Annotated in this window: 18 protein-coding genes; 11 read left to right on the forward strand and 7 right to left on the reverse strand. The window is 33.5% G+C overall.

The window, feature by feature from the left end:
- Window positions 1–36: 36 nt before the first annotated feature.
- On the reverse strand, window positions 37–816 hold the full coding sequence (locus tag G6Z82_RS00690; RefSeq protein ID WP_164785687.1) for an alpha/beta hydrolase family protein: 780 nt from the start codon (window positions 814–816) through the stop codon (window positions 37–39).
- Window positions 817–960: 144 nt separating this feature from the next.
- On the opposite strand from G6Z82_RS00690, the gene G6Z82_RS00695 reads away from it, so the two are divergent.
- The 3 genes from G6Z82_RS00695 (at window position 961) to serS (ending at window position 3616) form a co-directional block, all read left to right on the forward strand.
- Window positions 961–1560, forward strand: coding sequence for a VTT domain-containing protein (locus G6Z82_RS00695; protein ID WP_006730305.1), 600 nt, complete (start codon window positions 961–963; stop codon window positions 1558–1560).
- Window positions 1561–1563: 3 nt separating this feature from the next.
- A complete protein-coding gene (locus G6Z82_RS00700) occupies window positions 1564–2061 on the forward strand; it encodes a GNAT family N-acetyltransferase (RefSeq protein ID WP_164785688.1) in 498 nt (165 codons plus the stop codon).
- Between the two features lie 244 nt (window positions 2062–2305).
- On the forward strand, window positions 2306–3616 hold the full coding sequence (gene serS / locus G6Z82_RS00705) for a serine--tRNA ligase (RefSeq protein WP_006729785.1): 1311 nt from the start codon (window positions 2306–2308) through the stop codon (window positions 3614–3616).
- Between the two features lie 52 nt (window positions 3617–3668).
- On the opposite strand, the gene G6Z82_RS00710 is transcribed toward serS, so the two are convergent.
- Genes G6Z82_RS00710 through G6Z82_RS00730 form a run of 5 tightly spaced genes read right to left on the reverse strand, consistent with a single transcriptional unit; the run spans window position 3669 to window position 10762 of the window.
- Window positions 3669–6836, reverse strand: a complete 3168-nt coding sequence (locus tag G6Z82_RS00710) for a type I restriction endonuclease subunit R (protein ID WP_164785689.1) — start codon at window positions 6834–6836, stop codon at window positions 3669–3671.
- A gap of 17 nt (window positions 6837–6853) precedes the next feature.
- A complete protein-coding gene (locus tag G6Z82_RS00715) occupies window positions 6854–7564 on the reverse strand; it encodes a hypothetical protein (protein ID WP_164785690.1) in 711 nt (236 codons plus the stop codon).
- Between the two features lie 2 nt (window positions 7565–7566).
- Complete coding sequence (locus G6Z82_RS00720; RefSeq protein ID WP_164785691.1) at window positions 7567–8733, reverse strand: restriction endonuclease subunit S; 1167 nt, start codon at window positions 8731–8733, stop codon at window positions 7567–7569.
- Window positions 8730–10550 carry a class I SAM-dependent DNA methyltransferase gene (locus tag G6Z82_RS00725; protein ID WP_164785692.1) on the reverse strand — a complete coding sequence of 607 codons (1821 nt, stop codon included), beginning with the start codon at window positions 10548–10550 and terminating at the stop codon, window positions 8730–8732. The genes G6Z82_RS00720 and G6Z82_RS00725 overlap by 4 nt, the downstream gene beginning before the upstream one ends.
- Window positions 10547–10762 carry a helix-turn-helix domain-containing protein gene (locus tag G6Z82_RS00730; RefSeq protein ID WP_009310728.1) on the reverse strand — a complete coding sequence of 72 codons (216 nt, stop codon included), beginning with the start codon at window positions 10760–10762 and terminating at the stop codon, window positions 10547–10549. Before G6Z82_RS00730 ends, G6Z82_RS00725 begins: the two co-directional genes overlap by 4 nt.
- Window positions 10763–11218: 456 nt before the next feature.
- Here G6Z82_RS00730 and G6Z82_RS00735 point away from each other — a divergent pair, with 456 nt between their 5' ends.
- The 8 genes from G6Z82_RS00735 (at window position 11219) to G6Z82_RS00770 (ending at window position 18822) form a co-directional block, all read left to right on the forward strand.
- Entirely contained in the window at window positions 11219–12562 is a 1344-nt protein-coding gene (locus tag G6Z82_RS00735) for a family 4 glycosyl hydrolase (protein ID WP_006738265.1), read from the forward strand.
- Between the two features lie 83 nt (window positions 12563–12645).
- The gene (locus G6Z82_RS00740; protein ID WP_006729787.1) at window positions 12646–14283 is read left to right on the forward strand and encodes an alpha-glucoside-specific PTS transporter subunit IIBC; all 1638 of its coding nucleotides are present in this window, start codon (window positions 12646–12648) and stop codon (window positions 14281–14283) included.
- A gap of 331 nt (window positions 14284–14614) precedes the next feature.
- On the forward strand, window positions 14615–15421 hold the full coding sequence (locus tag G6Z82_RS00745) for a MurR/RpiR family transcriptional regulator (protein ID WP_164785693.1): 807 nt from the start codon (window positions 14615–14617) through the stop codon (window positions 15419–15421).
- Window positions 15399–15908 carry a hypothetical protein gene (locus tag G6Z82_RS00750; protein WP_006731520.1) on the forward strand — a complete coding sequence of 170 codons (510 nt, stop codon included), beginning with the start codon at window positions 15399–15401 and terminating at the stop codon, window positions 15906–15908. Before G6Z82_RS00745 ends, G6Z82_RS00750 begins: the two co-directional genes overlap by 23 nt.
- A 4-nt stretch (window positions 15909–15912) precedes the next feature.
- Window positions 15913–16398, forward strand: coding sequence for a PTS sugar transporter subunit IIA (locus tag G6Z82_RS00755; protein WP_006729790.1), 486 nt, complete (start codon window positions 15913–15915; stop codon window positions 16396–16398).
- A gap of 140 nt (window positions 16399–16538) precedes the next feature.
- Window positions 16539–17063, forward strand: a complete 525-nt coding sequence (locus G6Z82_RS00760) for a TetR/AcrR family transcriptional regulator (protein WP_006729791.1) — start codon at window positions 16539–16541, stop codon at window positions 17061–17063.
- Between the two features lie 3 nt (window positions 17064–17066).
- The gene (locus G6Z82_RS00765; protein ID WP_006734957.1) at window positions 17067–18122 is read left to right on the forward strand and encodes an ABC transporter permease; all 1056 of its coding nucleotides are present in this window, start codon (window positions 17067–17069) and stop codon (window positions 18120–18122) included.
- Between the two features lie 22 nt (window positions 18123–18144).
- Window positions 18145–18822 carry an ABC transporter ATP-binding protein gene (locus tag G6Z82_RS00770; RefSeq protein WP_164785694.1) on the forward strand — a complete coding sequence of 226 codons (678 nt, stop codon included), beginning with the start codon at window positions 18145–18147 and terminating at the stop codon, window positions 18820–18822.
- 2 nt (window positions 18823–18824) lie between these two features.
- Here the strand turns inward: G6Z82_RS00770 and G6Z82_RS00775 are convergent, their stop codons facing one another.
- Complete coding sequence (locus tag G6Z82_RS00775; protein WP_006729794.1) at window positions 18825–19541, reverse strand: DNA-binding response regulator; 717 nt, start codon at window positions 19539–19541, stop codon at window positions 18825–18827.
- Window positions 19542–19631 lie beyond the last annotated feature (90 nt).

Raw genomic sequence — 19631 nt, forward strand, 5'->3', positions numbered from 1 at the left:
AAGAGCTAATTACTTAATTTCATTAGCTCTCTTATTTCAATGTAATAAAAATTCGATAGATTTATCTATATATTTATTTGCGTAGCCCATCGCATGTTGATCACCAGGCAATAAAATTAAATTTAAAGCCTTGTTTTGTTGGGCTAATGTTTTGGCAAATTTCAAAACTGAATCAAGCGGTGTTAATTCGTGCTCAGAATTAATCATCAGTAAGCGATTAAGCTTGTCTAAGTCATAAGTATATGCATCCATCTTCTGCAATATTGATGGGTCTTCACCACCAGCATAACTAACCGTGAAAAATTTATAAAATGAATCTTTTATTTGTCTAGGGTTGGTTAAATGCAATTCAGATGCAGCATCAGTTGAGGAAACTGTGTCTTTATGATTTTTAATCCATTCGGAAAAATCTAGCGGAGCGGACCAACATACAGTATCAAAACCAAATTGACCAGCTATAAAGAGGGCCATAGTTGCTCCTACACTAGCTCCTATTTGATAGATTGGCTGCTTCGATCTCGGCATAGTTACATATTGAGAATTAAGCAACCATTCAACAAAAGTTTTGCTATCTTGGTGAGCTCCTGGGAAAGTTGATTGTGATGCCAAACGATATTCAGGAATCATGGTAGTAAATCCAGCTTTAGCAAATCTTACCCCTAATTCTTGGCAAGCTTCCTTGGATCCTTTGATCCAACCACCACCATGCCAAAAAATTAATATTTTATTTGTTGTACTGGTTTGTTCAGGAAAATATATATCAGTAAATAAGTTATTGCGATCATCGTATTTGATATCTTTAATAATTGAAACCATGAAAATGTCTCCTTTTTTATGAATAATACTGTCTCTTATAATATACAGTAAAAAAATATAGTTGAGATAATCAAATGTAAAAAATTGTAGCTTGTACATATATTTTTGGTATGATTATATTATGTTAAATGGGAGGAAAGGTGTATGTCAGCAAAAGATAGTCGTAAGTTAATAAATATTATAACAGTTATATCAACTATTTTAATGATATTGTTAGGCATATATTGGTACAAAATGGGCATTTTGACTGATCAGGTCAAAATGAAAGAATATCTTTCTGATAAGCAGGTAATTGGACCTTTAATTTTTGTTTTTATTCAAATAATACAAGTAGTAATTCCAATTATTCCAGGAGGTGTTTCCCTAGTTGCAGGTGTCATATTTTTTGGACCGCTATGGGGTTTTATTTACAATTATGTTGGTATTGTAATTGGTTCGATTATTATCTTCTTTTTAGCTCGTTTTTATGGTAAGCCATTTATCTTACACTTGGTATCAGAAGAGACTTATAACAAGTATATGAAATGGACAGTTAACCAAAAAAAGTTTAATCATATCTTTGCTTGGTGTATCATTGCTCCAGTAGCACCAGATGATATTTTATGTATGATAGCAGGACTGACAGAAATTAAGGTATCAACCTATATCATGATTATCATTTTCGGCAAGCCTTGGACAATTTTAGCTTACAGTTTGGGCTTGGTATATGGTAGTAAATGGTTTTTGAAAATTTTAGGCAAATAAAATATGTCTCGGATATATTTACGAAAAATAATTCTCTCTGATATAAAAACTTTATATAAGTGGGGGCAGGATCCCTTGTATCATAACACTGCATGTTTTGAAAAAATGACATCTATGGCTCAAGCTAAGGTAGCTACAGATTGTTATATGGCTAGAAAATATAGTTATGCTATTGTGCTAGCAGAAACAAAGCAAATGATCGGCTTGATAGAACTATATAATCACGTCCCTTTTAATGGAGCTCAACCTATTTGTGAAGTAGGATTTTTGTTGCAAAAAGATTATTGGCATCAAGGGCTCATGAAAGAGGCAATGGACAAAATTATTAATTTTGCTTTTAATAAATTAGAATTAAAACAGGTATGGGCTGTTACGTTTGCAGATAATAGTAATGCACAATCTTTTTTAGAAAAATATGGCTTTGAATATGTAAAAGCTGTTGATACCTTTATTGAAGAAATTTTTAGGAAAGAATTATATTTTGTGTTAACAGATAGATAATGTCATGATATAATCTTGTTAAACACGAAGTCCTAAGACAGCTTAAGAGAGTCCATGGTTGGTGAAAATGGATGAATGTCGTTTCCAGATTTCTAATGTGGGTAGGTAATTCTACACGATAGAGCATCGTTATAGCTTATAATGAGTGTAGCTTTTATGCTGAACTTGGGTGGTACCGCGAATTTATATTTAGACCGATTCGTCCCATGAGGGACGGGTCGGTTTTTGTTTACAGGAGGATATTATGTTAGATATAAAAGTCATTAGAGAGAATCTTGATTGGGCTAAAAAAAAGTTAGCTACCAGAGGAATTAAGCCTGAAGAGCTAGATGAGTTGGTGGCTATCGATGTTAAGCGTCGAGAAGTATTAACTAAAACAGAGACTTTAAAAAACAAACGTAATGAGGTTTCTGCACAAATTGCTCAAGCAAAGAAAAACAAAGAAAATGCAGATGATGCCATAAAAGAAATGCGTGAAGTCGGTCAAGAAATCAAAGCACTTGATGTCGAAGTATCAGAATTGACAGAAAAGCAAAAGTATATATTATTGCGGTTGCCTAATTTCCCAGATGATTCAGATCCTATTGGACCTGACGATAGTTACAATGAAGAAGTTAGAAAATGGAATGAACCAACTAAATTTACTTTTGAACCTAAAGCACATTGGGATTTAGGTACTGATTTAAATATTCTTGACTGGGATGCAGCAGCTAAAGTATCTGGAGCACGTTTTGTTTATTATAAAGGTGCTGGTGCATTATTAGAACGAGCTGTATTTAACTTCTTTTTAGATGAAAATGTTAAAGCTGGTTATACTGAAGTGATACCACCTTATTTGGTTAACTATGATTCTATGCAGGGAACAGGTCAATTCCCTAAATTTACAGAAGATGTTTATACCATTGTGGATAATGATGATCCTGATAAACCACGTGAATTGACATTGATACCTACTGCAGAAGTACCTTTAGTTAACTACTTTAGAGATAAAATTCTAGATATTAAACAATTACCTATTAATGTGACTGCTATGAGTCCTGCTTTTAGAAGTGAAGCAGGAAGTGCAGGTCGTGATACTCGTGGCTTAATAAGAATGCATGAATTTAGAAAAGTAGAAATGGTAAAAATTTGTGATGAAGATAGTTCATGGCAAGAATTAGATAAATTGACTAAAAATGCAGAACATTTGTTACAAAAATTAGAATTACCATATCATGTAGTAGCTTTGTCTACTGGGGATGCAAGTTTTACTAGTGCCAAGACTTACGACTTAGAAGTATGGATGCCTGCTCAAAATCAGTATCGTGAAATTTCAAGTTGTTCAAATTGTACAGATTTTCAAGCTAGAAGAAGCTTAATAAGATATCGTGATGAAGCTGGTAAATTACATTTGGCTCATACATTAAATGGCTCTGGATTAGCTGTAGGTAGAACAGTTGCTGCTATTTTAGAAAATTATCAAAATGAAGATGGTACAGTGAATGTCCCAGAAGCATTAGTACCTTACATGCATGGTATGACTGTTATTAAGCCTGAGCCTAAATTTGGTGAATAATAAAAAAGATATGACTACTTAAAGGTCATATCTTTTTTGTGTGGTCGTTTTCTTATACTGGTATGTGAGATTGATTAGTATATTTTTCTTTATATCGAATAGCTACATATTCATAAATCTTCTCACGATACTTAGAGATACTATCATCATCGTAACACTTCGGCAATTCTTCCCAAAGGGTATCACGAATAAGATTATCAATATCTGCTTTTGTTTCTTGCTTATCTGTCCAATGGTCACATGTGTCAATCTTATTTTTTATTTTCTGTAGAAGGGATGCTGCAACTTCTTTAAGTTTCTTGATGTCTGTGCTGCTCAAATTTTCACGGAACAACATATCATACAGGGCAAGTTCCTCATCACTTTGAAAGCCTTCACGTGCATAGCGTTGTTCTTCCAGACTCATTGTATTAGCTAAATTCATCAATTCCATAAAAGTCTTCTCAATTGTGGCTCTGTCTTTCTCATTATTATAATCATTGATAATTTGCTGATAGCGTTCATAGTAGTTAATTCGATCAGGATTAGCCAAAAGCATACTATCAAGTTTCTGCTGGATTACTTCCTCTAGATCTTTAAGAAAAAGATTTTTTTTCTTAACTTTTGCGAACTCCTTGCTAAGACGATCAAAGTTAATTGTACTTATATCAAATCTGCATGGTTCTTCACATACCATAGTAGGTGTATGCTGAATTTCAACATATGAACTTATAATTCCATTGATTTCAATCATAAGGTCAGTGGTATTGGCGTGCTTACGCTTTTTCTGTAATTCAGCATAGATAGCGGCGATAGCTTCATACTGCTTACGAGTGTGACCACTGATATCATCTCTATCAGTATATTTTATTAGACGATTCAATTCAGACGCATATGTAGTATATGTTTTCTTATCTTCAATCGAACCGCATACTGCATTGGCTGCCTCTTGTAGGTATGATAGTTTTGTAAAATCACAAGCATTGATAAGCGTTTCTAAATCAAAATTCTTTGCATGTAAAAACGCAACTGCTTTATTTATTGTTTCTATAATACGAGTAATCAATTCATCTTTATCTACTGTTGGGTCTGAACCACCATTTCCGCCTGCATTAGCGGTATAATCTGCAAGAGCCTTTCTTAAAGCTTTTACGATTCCAATATAATCTATAATCAAACCATTGCTTTTGCCTTCGCTTACACGGTTGGCACGTGCTATAGTCTGCATAAGTGTATGAGCCTTTAACGGTTTATCAAGATATAGGCATGAAAGACATTTAACATCAAAACCAGTAAGCCACATTGCACATACAAAGACAACACGGAGCGGATTTTTGGAATCTTTAAATTCTTTATCTAACTCACGCTTTTCCATCTTAGTACGATGAGTTTTTATGTCTAAACCCCATTTTTTGAATGTTTGGATTTCGTTTTGCTCCTGACTGATTACAACAGCCATTTCAGTTTCTTCCATCCATTTGATTTTTCTTTCAAGTTCAAGAGACTCTTGTTGACTGATATCTTTCAAACTTGCTTTTAGTTTTTGGATTTCTGCTTTCCAATATTCCTGAACATAATTATACATACGAACACAGGTAACTTTGTTTAAGCAAACAAACATAGCTTTTCCACTTGTCCATAAATCAGAGTAGTGATTCACAAAGTCTTGTGCGATAGATTTCAATCTGGGTTCTGCTGTAAGTAGGTGGATCTCTTTTGCAAATTCAGTTTCAAGCTTCTCTTGTTGATCAACATCAAGGTCAGCATTTTCGATAGCATCAAGAATTTGATTTGTGATTTCAGGATTATGCAAATCAACAATCTTATCTCCACGGTTCTCATAGTAAAGTGGCACAGTAGCACCATCTTCAACGGCTCTCTTGAAGTCATAGATCGATACATAGCCACCAAAAGTACGAGCAGTGATATTATCACTTGAAAGTAATGGCGTACCTGTAAATCCAATACGTGCAGCAGTAGGCAAAAGCTTCATCATATTATCAGCAAAGATACCATACTGGCTACGATGTGCTTCATCTGACATGATAATAATATCGTGATCAGGATAGATAGGCTTTTCATTCGGTTTATTAAACTTCTGTATCAAAGTGAAGATAAAGCTTGGATTTCCTTGTAGTTTCTTAACAAGGTCATCTCCACTTGTAGCTATAAATTGAGAAGCCTTTATATCTTTACCAAGAAGTCCACAATTTTCAAAAGTATCACTAATCTGCGTATTAAGTTCATCACGATCTGTAAGGATAACGAAGGTTGGCGTTCCTTCCATCTTTCTTCGCACTTTTTTTGCAAAGAATACCATTGAATAACTTTTTCCAGAACCTTGTGTATGCCAGAACACACCAAGCTTACCATTATTAAGTTTTCTGTCCGCATAAGCTTTCATAGCTTCATTCACACCGAGATATTGATGATTACGAGCAAGTATCTTTACAGTGTGACCACCAGAATGGTCATATAGGATAAAATTTTCAAATAAATCAAGAAAGTTTTCTTTCTTACAGATACCACGAAGCATTTTTTCAAGAGCAACACTTCCTTGATCTTCTTCGGCAAGACGCTTCCATTCATTGAAGAATTCAAACTTACTCCCCAGTGTACCAACCTTAGCTTCTATTCCATTTGAAAGCATAATAAATGCATTGTAATAGAACAAGTGTGGAATAGTATCAAGATAATCTGTGTAGTTATCATCATAAGCATTTTGAACATCTACAGTATTCTTTTTAAGTTCTACAAAAAGAAGAGGAATACCATTTACAAAGCCAACGATATCAGTTCTTCTACGGTATAAATCTCCATTAATTTTAAGTTCCTTAATTGCAAGGAAGTAGTTGTTATCAGGATTTTTAAAATCAATTACTTTAGCCTTTTTTGTTTCAGTCTGTCCATTTGGCTTTTTAACAGTAACTGGAATACCATCACGAATTAAAAAATATTTTTCTTCATTTACCTGGAGCAGGGAAGAAGTAGACAATCTCTTTTCTAAAGCTTCTTTGGCCTCAATAATCTGCTTTTCATTTATCCATGGGTTGAACTTTTTAAGGGCCTCTATAAAATATCGAGTAAGCAAAATATCTTTATAGCTTTCTCGACCGAAAGTACCATTTTTACCTAGGACTTCTGTATTATAGGCAAACTGAACATCCCAGCCTAATTCATCATGCAGTAAATTACCGGCACTTTCCTGAACAAGGATATTTTCTGAATAATCATAGCTCATGATTTGGCACTTCCTTCTTAATAATAATCCATCATGTCTGCCATAGATTCAGCTTCTCTCTCTAAATCCAATTCGGGCATTTCATAAATAAAATCTAACATCTTAAACACATAAACCAATTGTTCCCTTAGTAATTCCAAGTCAACTACTTCATTGTCAAATGTTTCAATATAAAAATGACCTTGTTTGTTCTTTGCAAGTGGATACCTCGCAAAAGTCATATCATCAGTTTTTTCATAGATGTTAGATATAAATTTCTCAACAACTTTGATGCCTTCAAATATTTGTGAAGTTGTAATGTTTTTATTTGCTGTTTTATATTCTATAATCAGATTTCGTGCAGTGCCACAGAGTGCTTTTAAATCATGTCCTCCTTCGGATATATCACGATTCTTTCTTAATACCACACTTAATGCAGCATTTATTGCTTTTAAGTAAACCTCAATACCGTGGACAATATTAAACATGATAGGAAATATCCATGAATCTGCTTTCCTATCTCTATTATCTATTAAGCATTGTTGCAATAGATTATAAGCCGTAGAGAAAAAAGCTTCGCCTATAATAACAAACTGTCTTCTCGATGTGTGTGCAAATCCTGCTCGCCAGTTTAAGTATGAGGTCTTGTCAATATCAACGTTATATTGAAAAATAGTATCCAGTTTTTTTCCCATGGAAGGAATTTTGCTAGTATCAAAATCTTCAAATTTAATATCTTTTAATTCCATTGTCACACCTCGATTTCTCCGCTCATTAATTTAGGTAATAAGTGGTCACGAGCTTTTTTAGATACAAGTATTTCTTTTGATAGTGCTAATATATTATCAAAAATAGGCTTGCAAAATTCATTGTATCTATTAACCAAATCTTCTGTAGGATACAGAACATGGATGTTGCTGAATTTAGTTTTGTTTACATTTGTCATTGTTGCACCATTACTACCTATACCATCAAGTAATGTTTTAATTCTTTTCATTGATTCATAAAAGAAATAAAGATTATTATCATCATATAAAACTACAGAATTAATCTGTTGATTGGTTTGGCAAGGTTCAACTGCTATATTTACTAAACCTACTGTTGCAATGCATGACACTATAACTGAATTTATAGGTAAGTATTTATTTTTCTGAGTATTTGCTCCTGCTTTAGTTAATGCTTTTTCTGTTACTAAAGGAAAAACATTCCCATGCATATCTGGAATTGTAACAAATGGAATATTTCCGCCATAATATTCAGTTTTTGATGTTGATGGTGTTTTTCCCGTTATAACCTCACCAAAATCATCAACTCGTTTATATGACCACCCCTCAGGCACACCATCGACTATCTTCACATCTTCATATCCCGGAAAATGCAAATCAACAAACCATTCCTTATAAAGCCTCTGTGCTGCTTCTTCGAGAAGCTTAATTTGCTTTTGGTTGTTTTCGATTAGGTCATCGTAGGCAGATAAGATATCTGCAATACGTATCTGTTTATCGATATCAAAATCGGGAATCAAAAACTCAGGTATTGTCTTTTTATTACCACGAGGCATTTTTGTACCATTCGATCCAGACATCATAAAATCAAAAAAGGAATCTTGTGATAAAACATAGTAAAGAAATTTTTTATTCCAATTCTCATCATTTGCTCTGAATACAATAACATCATTTGAGCAACCGCTTATTCTATCTGAAAACCATATTTTCTTAAAATATGGTCGAATATTAGATATTAAAATATCCCCAGGTTCATATCTTGTGACACGTCTAGCTTTAGGAAGACTTTCGCAATCAACTACTCCACCACGATTAGGAATCATATTATCGGTTGTTATATATTCTTCAATTTTTACAGAAGAAACATTAATTTTATCTGAAACGTAATGGGCGGCTTTACTTAACTCAATCATAACCCCATCTCCTTCATATTCTGTGAGATGGTATCCATCAAGTCATTTGATTCTGCCTGTAAAGACAATAATTCACGATGGATTTCAGTCATGCGTTCTTCAAAGTCCACGCCATCATCTTCTACAGGTGCCACGCCTACATATGCTCCCGGATTAAATGACCAGTCCTTTTCTTCGATCTCAGAAAGGGATGCTATTTTACAAAGACCGGGAACATCAGCATAGACGCCTTCACCGAATTTTTCATATAGCCAGTTTGCTTCTTTTGCTATAGTGAGAATTTCGGTAAGTTCTGCAATCTTTGCATCATAAGTTTCTTCTATCTTTTTATCTTTATGCTTTTTATCTGAGTCAACTACTTTATTTTTTTCTGAACGGAGTGCTTTTACTTTACCTGATAATTCCTGTACTTGTTCTGCAAAAGATTTATCACTACCTAGGGCAGAGCGATATTCATTAAGAAGAGCAGAGTATTTATCAACCTCTCCACGATAAAGCCATACAATAGCATTCATGTTTTTAAGTTGCCAATCAGTCCATTCGTTAAGAGCACGGTCAACGACTGTATAATAATTTCTGGCATCGATGAAAAGAACCTTGTCTTTGATAGAATCAGCTTTTCTCTTATCAAAGAACCAAAGAGAACAAGGTAATGTTTTCTTATAGAAGAAGTTCTTGCCCACACTAATCATGACATCGACATGACCTGTTTTAACAAGTTTTTCTCGGATGAGCTTATCTTTGCCTTGACTATCGGTAGCAGACGAAGCCATGACAAATCCTGCACGACCTTTTTCGTTAAGGTAGCTATAGAAGTAAGAAATCCAAAGATAATTAGCATTTCCCACTTCTTTATGTTTATTAATGCTTGGCATACCAAAAGGCAGACGCTTTGCACTTTCACATGCTTCGGCTTTTACCTTATCTACATTGAAAGGCGGATTTGCCATTACATAATCGCAACAACCATCAAGGTTGTGAGCATCGTGATAGAAACTGTTAGCTTCGTCACCAGATTTAATAACACCTGTAAGTCCATGAACTGCCATATTCATAAGACAAAGCTGAGCATTATATTCAACCTTCTCCTGACCATAGAAAGTCATAGTGCGGTTAGCGTTCATTCCTGCAGCATTGACAAAATCTCCGGACTGAATGAACATACCACCAGAACCACAGGCCGGATCGAGTAAGACACCACTTTTAGGCTCGATAATATTAACAATCATCTTTACAAGAGACTTAGGTGTGAAGAAAACACCATCATCTGATGCGATGTTCTTTGCAAATTTATTTAAGAAGTACTCATAGATTCTTCCGATGATATCTCCATCAATTTCATCAAGAGCAGAGTTATTAAATATGCGAAGAAGTTCTGCTAAAATCTCATCAGAGAAATCAGTATAACTTTTAGGAAGCACGCCGACTAATTGCTCACTCTGATCTTCAATGAGCTGCATAGCATTATTGACAACTTCTCCTAAACTATTCATGCTGTGACCGTCTTTATTAACAAGGCTGGCAGAAGAAATATCTTCAGGAAGTTTCAACAAATAATCATATTGTGCTTCTTTAGGAAGATATAACGCACTCTTAGCTGCAAAGTCGCTTGCTTCAACAGGCATAACTCGACCACCACGAGATGGACGTCCTTTTAAGATTTCTGCTTCAACCATCTTGTATCTGCTATATGCGTAGCGTAGGAAAATAAGACCAAGGACAGGCATACAATATTGATTTGATGTTAATTTAGAACCTGAACGTAATAAATCTGCAGATTCCCATAATTCTGATTCGAGTTTCCTTATATTAATCATTTCGATTTTTCCTCCGCTATAAATTCCAAAATATCATTGGGCGTGCAGTGTAAAGCTGTACATATACTTTCTATTTTCTCTAGTGATATATATTGCCCAGTGCGTAGTTTTGTAATAATGTTGGCGGAAATATTGCTCATTCTCATTAAATCTTGATTGGAAATATCTTCTTCAATCATACGATGTAATAGTTTTTTATAACTAACAGCCATAGTTCCCTCCTTATTTTTGCAATTAATATTATCACGATTACATGAATATATCAACGATATAAAGAATTGACTATGCCAGTATTATTCTTGATTATGCCGATAATGTTTTAAAAATTAAATTATTAAGTAATGCTCCTTAAACAGGATTTTTTATGTGTTTAATTGATTAATATAATGAAATATTACATCATCGGTTAATACCCATTTATATTATTAATTTTGAAACATAAAACTGTTGTATCCCACTAGAGTTTGGATTAGTAAATGAAATAAATTTCAATATTTGACAAAGATTTTTGAATAGTTGAAATAGAATTCTTAAGTCAAGAAACCGCTTTCTTCAGCAAAAGATAAGTGGTATAAATAATATGTAAGCTAGCTGAGAGGAAAAACAAGTAAAAATTTTTCAAGATATATCTTAATTTAGAAGAGAATCACAAAAGGGGTAAAAGTTGTATGATGAAAGATAACCGTAAGTTTTCAGTTGTTATTGCTGGTGGTGGTAGTACATTTACACCAGGTTTTGTACTGAACTTATTAAAGAATCAAGATAGATTTCCATTAAGAAAGTTAAAGTTTTACGATAATGACGCAGAACGTCAGAAAAAAATTGGGGATGCAGTATCAATCATTATGAATGAGAGAGCTCCAGAAATTGAGTTTGAGTATACTACTGATCCTAAAGAGGCATTTACTGATGTTGACTTCGTTATGGGATCCATTCGTGTTGGTAAATATCACATGCGTAGCTTAGATGAAAAAATACCATTAAGATATGGAGTTAATGGTCAAGAAACTACAGGACCTGGTGGAATGGCATACGGCCTCCGTTCTATTCCAGCAATTATTCAAATTATTGATTGGATGGAAGAATATTCACCAAATGCTTGGATGATTAACTACTCTAATACTATTGCTATTGTTGCTGAAGCATGTCGTCGTTTACGTCCACATTCAAAAGTTATCAACATTTGTGATATGCCAATTGATATCATGACAAGAATGGCACAGATTTGTGGCTTGAAAGACTATCATGATTTAGATTTTAATTATTACGGCTTGAATCATTTTGGATGGTGGAAAGGCGTTTGGGACAAGAAAACTGGTAAAGACTTAATGCCAGAGCTTAAGAAGTACGTTTCTAAGAATGGATACTGGGTAGGCGGTGACTTCGATAAGAATACTGAGGCTAGCTGGAAAGAAACCTTTAAGAAAGCAGCCGATTGCTACGCTTTGGAACCAAATACTTTACCAAACACTTATATGCAATATTATTACTATCCACAATACGAAGTTAAGAATGCAGATCCAAATCGTACTCGTACTGATGAAATTCGTGAATACCGTCAAAAGATTGTCTTTGGTGAGTGTGAAAGAATCGTCAAAGAAGGTACTGCAGAAAATAATATGTGGGATCGTAACGAAACTCACTCAGAATATATTGTTGATATCTGCCATGCAATTGCTTACAATACTGGCGAAAAGTTTTTGGCAAATATTCCAAATAACGGTGCTATTTCAAATATGGATCCAGATTCAATCGTTGAAGTTCCTTGTTTATTTACTTCACATGGTGTTGAGCCAATATCAACTGGTGAAGCTGGAATCTTCCAAAGAGGATTGATGATGGAACAACAAACATGTGAAAAACTAGTTGTTGATGCATATGAACAACATTCATATGAAAAGATGTGGGAAGCATTTGCACTTAATAAGACTGTTCCAGATGCACTTGTTGCTAAAAAGATACTTGACGATATGATTCCAGAAAACAAGCCTTACTGGCCAATACTGAAATAGATATTTAATAGATAAATGATTTATTAAGGGAGGACTTGTTAATGCTGTTTTTAATAAGTCCTTTTTTGTGAGGTGAATGAATTATGATGCAGAAACTACAAAGATTCGGTGCTGCAATGTTTGTACCTGTCTTGCTTTTCTCGTTTGCCGGTATTGTGGTAGCTTTAGGATGTTTATTTAACAATGCTACAATTTTCGGCTCATTAGCTAGTCCTACAACTGGTTGGTATAAAGTTTGGGATACCATTTCTGCTGGTGGTTGGACTGTGTTTAATCAGGAATGTTTATTATTTGTTGTTGGATTGCCAATAGGTCTAGCAAATAAATCACATGGACGTGCCGCTATGGAATCCTTGATTACTTACTTGACATTTAACTACTTTGTTGGGGCCATGTTAAGTCACTGGGGTGCATTCTTTGGTGTTCCAAACTTTAATAAGATTACAATTACTGCTAATGCGACTAATGGTGGTTTAACTCAAATAGCTGGTATTAAGACTCTAGACACCAGTATTATCTTCTCGTTAATTATTGCGGGTATTGTTGTTTACTTACATAATCATTACTTTGATAAAAAACTACCAGAGTGGCTTGGTACTTTCCAAGGCTCAACCTTTGTTTACATATTAGGTTTCTTTGTAATGATTCCAGTTGCATTCTTAACTTGTTTGATTTGGCCTAAAGTTCAGTTAGGTATTAACAGTTTGCAACACTTTATTGTAGGTAGTGGTTTTGTTGGAATTTGGATTTATTCATTCTTGAACCGTGTTTTAATTCCAACTGGACTTCACCACTTAGTATATATTCCATTTCAGTTTGGACCAGCGGTTGTCGCAGGTGGGCTTCAGCCATATTGGTTAAAACATATAACAGAATATGCTGCAAGCACAAAGCCTTTATCTCAAATTGCTTCTATGGAAGGATTTCAACTTTATGGTAATGAAAAAGTATTTTTAGTACCATTTATTTGTTGGGCATTCTATGCTACAGCTAAGAAAAACAAGAAGAAGCAAACTTCGGCATTGCTTATTCCAGCCGCATTAACTTCTGTTTTGACTGGTATTACTGAACCTATTGACTTTACTTACTTGTTTGCTGCTCCGATACTTTGGGTAGTATATTCAGTTATGGCTGCTACTATGAATACTATTATGTGGTGCTTCGGTTTAAGAGGACTTATGTCAGATGGTGCCATCGGTATTGCTTCAATGAACTGGATTCCATTATGGTCAAATCACTGGCATGTTTATGTAATGCAATTTATTGTCGGAATTGTATGTGGTCTTCTTACTTACTTTATTTTTAAGCTAATGATTGAGAAATTTAACTACGTAACTCCAGGTCGTGAGGCTGACAATGAAGATGTTAAATTAATCAACAAGAAAGAATACAAAGAAAAGATGGCTCAACAAAAGATGACTCAACAAAAGATAGCTCAACAAGCTACAGGTGTGGCTGAATCTGATCCATATATTGCTAGAGCACAAGCTTATCTAGAATTATTAGGTGGATCAAGTAATATTGAAGAGATATCATCGTGTGCTACTCGTTTACGTGTAACTGTAAAGGATCCAGATAAGTTAGGATCAGATGCTCAATTTAAAGCTAATAAAGCTGTTAATGTTGTTCACCATGGTAAAGCTATCCAAGTTATTGTTGGTCTAGATGTTGCACAAGTCTTAGAAAGAATGCAAGCCTTAATTGAGAAAAATGGTCACTAAGTACTAAAGTGAGCCAATAACTAAATTTATAAGTTGGACATGCTATTGTATTAATTGCTTACTTTTTAGTTTCTACAATATTTTGTGTTCAACTGCAATTAGAGTTTAAGTCAGTATATGACTTATCTAAAGTTACAGATGATGTTAACTTTAAATACTTAGGAGCACATGAAGTTATTTAGAGGATAAAAAATTGATATTATCATTGGTCTAAATGCAGACAGTATTGTTGATGGAATGAAAGACGATAGTATTCAAAACACTTTTTAGCGGCCTTATGTTATTATATTAGTGTAATTATGATAATATTTACATTATATGGAGATTAACTATGACTGACTTAAAAAGACGTGTATGGGAAAAAAGTGGAGAGTTAAGCACATTTGAGAAAGAAATTGTTAGATTTTTATTTTCAAATTCCAAATTATGTAGCCATTTGAGCTTAGCAAAATTAGCAACAAAATTATATGTTTCAGAATCATCTATTTTTAGGCTTTGCAAAAAAATAGGCTTATCAGGCTACAGTGAATTACGATTTGAATTATCAGATTTAGCTCATGAGAGGAAAATAAATACGATTGATATTGCAACTGAAGTAGAAAATGCAATTCAAGAAGTACTGAATTATTGCAGTACTTTAGATTTAGAAAAGGTCTTTTTGGATATTGAACACGCCAATACGATTTATTTATATTCGACAGGTTGGTCTCAAGAATTAATAGCAAGGTATTTGCTTCACGAATTGTTTATGATAGGAAAAAAAGTTGTAATGCTCCCATCTGCGATTGAAGAGCTGAAGATGGTAAGTAAGCGGGCTACAGAGGGAGATATGCTATTTATCGTTTCTTATAGTGGTGATAATGTTCAAATTCGCGATGAAATAAGTAAGATACAACTTATAAATAACAAAATAATAACAGTATCGTTTACAACTTTGCGACCAGCAAAGTTGGTCTCATTAGTAGATTATAGTTTTTTCTTTCGTACCTTGAAATTAAAAAAATTCTGGGTGGAAGGAGATGCTACTATTGACAGCTTTAGCCCAGCATATACCTTTATTGATCTTTTAATTGCTAAATACTATCAGTGGGAACAATCAAAAGGAGAGTTAGACAATGTGGACTATGACAAAGAATAAGGTAACTAGTTTCTGTGATCAGATTATGGAGCGGTTACATTTAAATACGCGTTCTATTTTAAAATGGTACTCGATTATTTTATTCGTTGCTCCACTACTTTATTGGGGTCTACTTGAGTTTAGATTGGTAATGACGCAAGTAAGTTTTGTAAATATGCTTCACAAACATCCAGCAATGGCTGTTTCCGTTATTATCGCTATTACTGATTTTCTTTTGGGCTACTATTGCTGGATAAAGAAAGATGAGATAGTAAATAATAGAACAAGACTAAGAACTTTTTGGATTTTGCAGTGTTTTTGCCAATTGCTGGTAGGCAATATTATTTGCTTTTTGTTGAGTATTTTTGGCTTGCGGGCTTTACCTAGCTCTAAAGTTAAAAGCACTACTGTATCGTATTTTAAAGTAACTATTATCATCAGTACTTTGTTGTACGCTTTGTGTATTCTTTTGTTAGGCTTAATTGGATTACAAGGTTTAAGAGGTTAGAATAATGTTTAATTTTTTTAAAAATAAAGGGTTGGAAGTAGATGCTGCCGTTGATGGTGGTTTGATACCAATTTCTGAGGTAAATGATGATGTATTTTCTACTAAAATGTTAGGCGATGGTTATGCTATTAAACCTATTAGTGGAGACATTCATTCACCAGTAGAAGGTGATATATCGACCTTATTTCCCACTAAGCATGCTATTGGCATCAAGACTAAAGAAGGACTAGAAATTCTTGTACATTTAGGAATTGATACAGTGGAATTAAATGGTGCACCTTTTCAGATGAAAATCCAAAAGGGTGATCACGTTATTGCTGGCCAATTACTTGGCACAATGGACTTGAAACAAGTTGTTGATAGTGGCCGTGATGATTCTGTAATTGTGGTTTATACTAATATGGACTTAATTGAATCGATTTCCCCCGTTCAAAAAGGTTCTGTTAACTCTGGTGATAGAGTACAAACAATTACTTTTAAGAAAAAGTAGGATTTAGTTTAAATATAAAAGATACCCATTACTTGTTTTTTGATAGAGTCATGGGTGTCTTTTTTTGTGTCATGTTGACACGATGTCATAATAGATGTATATTTATTTGTGATGACACTGTGTCACTGGGAGAGACAAATATGGTAAAAAAAACATTTATAAATTTAAATAGTGCAAAAAAGCAAAAAATTGAGCAAGTAATGCTGGATGAGTTTAGCAATTATGATCTTAATCAAGCCAATGTTGCTCGGATAGTTAAAGAGGCAGGTATTGCTAGAGGTGCATTTTACACTTATTTTGATGATTTAGAAGATGCATATCTTTATGTATACAATAAGGCAATGTTGCAAATACATAATCCAATTAAGATGGATAAACCTGAATTTGATGCGGATTTATTTTATAAAATGGCTTATGAATTAGTTTGCAATATCGAAAAGAGTAAATATAAAAAATTGTTAAAAAAACATATGCTAGTGAATGAATCTTTATTAATTCATAATTTTCAAGTAGAAAATCAAAAAGCAATCCACATGGATACTAAGACTTGGAGTGCAATGGTTTTAACACACGAGACTATTAAATTGGCATTATTTGATTTAGAACATAAAGAGAATTATTTTCGGAAACTTAAACAGGGTCTCGATTGTCTAAGGAGGGTGTAAATTGTGTTTTTAGCATTGAAAGAAATTAGATATGAAAAAGTAAGGTATGGATTGATAACATGTATTATTTTACTAATTTCATATTTGATATTTATTTTATCCGCATTAGCTTTTGGATTAGCCAACGAAAATACACAGGTAATCAAAGAATGGCAAATGCAAACGATTATTTTAAATGACAATTCTAATTTAAACTTGAATCAATCGATTTTAACTAAACAAGATTTAGAAAAAAATAAGTTAACTAAACAAGATGCATCTATAGGTCAAGTACCAATAGTGGTTAAAAAATCCCATCGTAAAACAGTCTCTAGTCAGTTAATAGCTATTAATCGTGAACAATATATTTTTAAAACGATGTCTTTGGTAGCAGGCCGCAAATTTAATAATAAGCATGAAGTTGTAGTTGATAGTTTATTCAATCAATATGGTTATCAGATTGGGGATGAAATAAAATTTAATGGTAAAAATGATAGTTACAAGATTGTCGGTTTTGTTAAAAACGCTAAATTGAATATTGCTCCTTTAGTTTATGGTGATTTTTCACTTTGGAAAAAAATACGACCTATGGCACCAGCAGCTAAAGCTACAGCTATAGTATCTCAGCGTAAATTAAATTATCACCATAAACAGGCTAAAAATTATTCGACTAAACAATTTGTTTTGAAATTACCAGGATATGTAGCTCAAAATACTACTTTTGAAATGATGATTGCTTTCTTATTTATTATTTCTTTAATAACCATTGCTATCTTTTTGTATATTGTAACTATGCATAAATTACCTAGTTATGCGGTTCTACGTGCACAAGGTGTATCCGCTAAAATGCTAGTGAAAGCTACAGTTTTGCAATCATTTCTGTTAAGTATTGTTGGTAGTATGTTGGGCTTAATATTTACATTGTTGACATTGAAAGCAATGCCAATTACAGTGCCTATGTATTTGTCATCGTGGATGATGGTATCTGTGATATTAGGAATGATTGTTGTTGGATTAGTGGGCAGTTTAATACCAGTAAGATCTATTTTGAAGGTTGATCCTGCTAGTGCTATTAATTAATGTAATGTTTGAAAGGTAAGATATGTCATTAGTATCATTAAAAAATGTAAATAAAATATATGGGAAAGGTAGCTCACAGATTAAGTCACTTGATAATATTAATTTTGCTGCTGATGCAGGTCAAGTCGTTTTAATTGAGGGACCTTCTGGCTCAGGTAAAAGTACTTTTTTAACTATACTAGGAGCCTTGCAAAAAGCTACTAGTGGTCAGGTTATTATTTCAGGTGAAGAAATAACTGCTATGAATGCTAAGCAATTGGATCAGTTGCGATTAAATAAAATTGGTTTTATTTTGCAATCTTATGCCTTAGTTCCATATTTAAAAATTAGAGAGCAATTTGTTTTGGCAAATATAATCAAGAAAACAAATAATATGAAGCAGCTGCAATTAAATAATTTATTGGAGCAATTACAAGTTAATGAGTTACTAGATAAATATCCTAAGGAATTATCTGGTGGTCAGAAGCAGCGTATCGCTATCGCTCGTGCTTTATACACTAATCCTCCAATTGTATTAGCAGATGAGCCGACTGCATCTTTAGATAGTAAATGTGTAACTTTGGTGGGCCAGCTATTTCAACAGTTTGCTCATCAGGATGGCACACTGATAGTTATGGTTACGCATGATCAACGATTAGAACAATATGCTGATGTAATATATAGAATTGTTGATGGCAAAATGGATAAAAGAACAGATTAAATTTATTGGTTAGGCAATTTTAACATGTATCCTAATCCTCTTACTGTTTTAATTAATTGAGGATTGGCAGGATCGGCCTCTATTTTGTCACGTAGATTACTGATATGCATATCGACTATTCGGGTAGTATTGTATTCATCTTCATATTCCCATACTCCATCTAGCAATTGCTCTCTTGATAGTACGTGATTTTGATTTTCAAATAAAAATTTTAGCAATTTGAATTCTTTAGATGTTAGATTTAATATTTTTCCATTCAACTTAGGCGGGTATTGTCGCAAGTCTAAGTTGATTTTTTTATGCTCTGAAAGTAAATAGTCATGTATATCTTCCTGGTTTTCAACAATTTTTCGTGGATTTTCATTGAGCCAAATTAAGCTTATCAACTGTGCCAGAATTAAATCGGGATTATAGGATGTTAAACATACACTTGCTTTGATTTTGAACATCTTTTTTGCAGAGTGTGCATCAAAAACTTTGGTCAATATAATTATTGGCCCATTAAAGTGGTGTCGAATTTTATCTAAGTTGTTAAAAAAATCCTCATCATGCAGATGATGTAAGTCGATAATTATACCGATTGTATCTGGATCTGATGCATGTTTAATTACTTTTTTGATTGTTAATGCATTATAAATGCTAGTTTGTTTTTGATTTGCAAGAGTATTGAGTCCTGTAAAAAGAACAATATCTTTGCTTAATAGAATTATAGTTTTCATACTTCACCTCATAAATCTATTGTATAAAACTAAGGTTGAAAAAAATAACAAATTTACAAAGTTTACCGAAAATTTACATGAATAATGTAT

This window comes from Lactobacillus iners (assembly GCF_011058775.1).
GTDB lineage: Bacteria > Bacillota > Bacilli > Lactobacillales > Lactobacillaceae > Lactobacillus > Lactobacillus iners.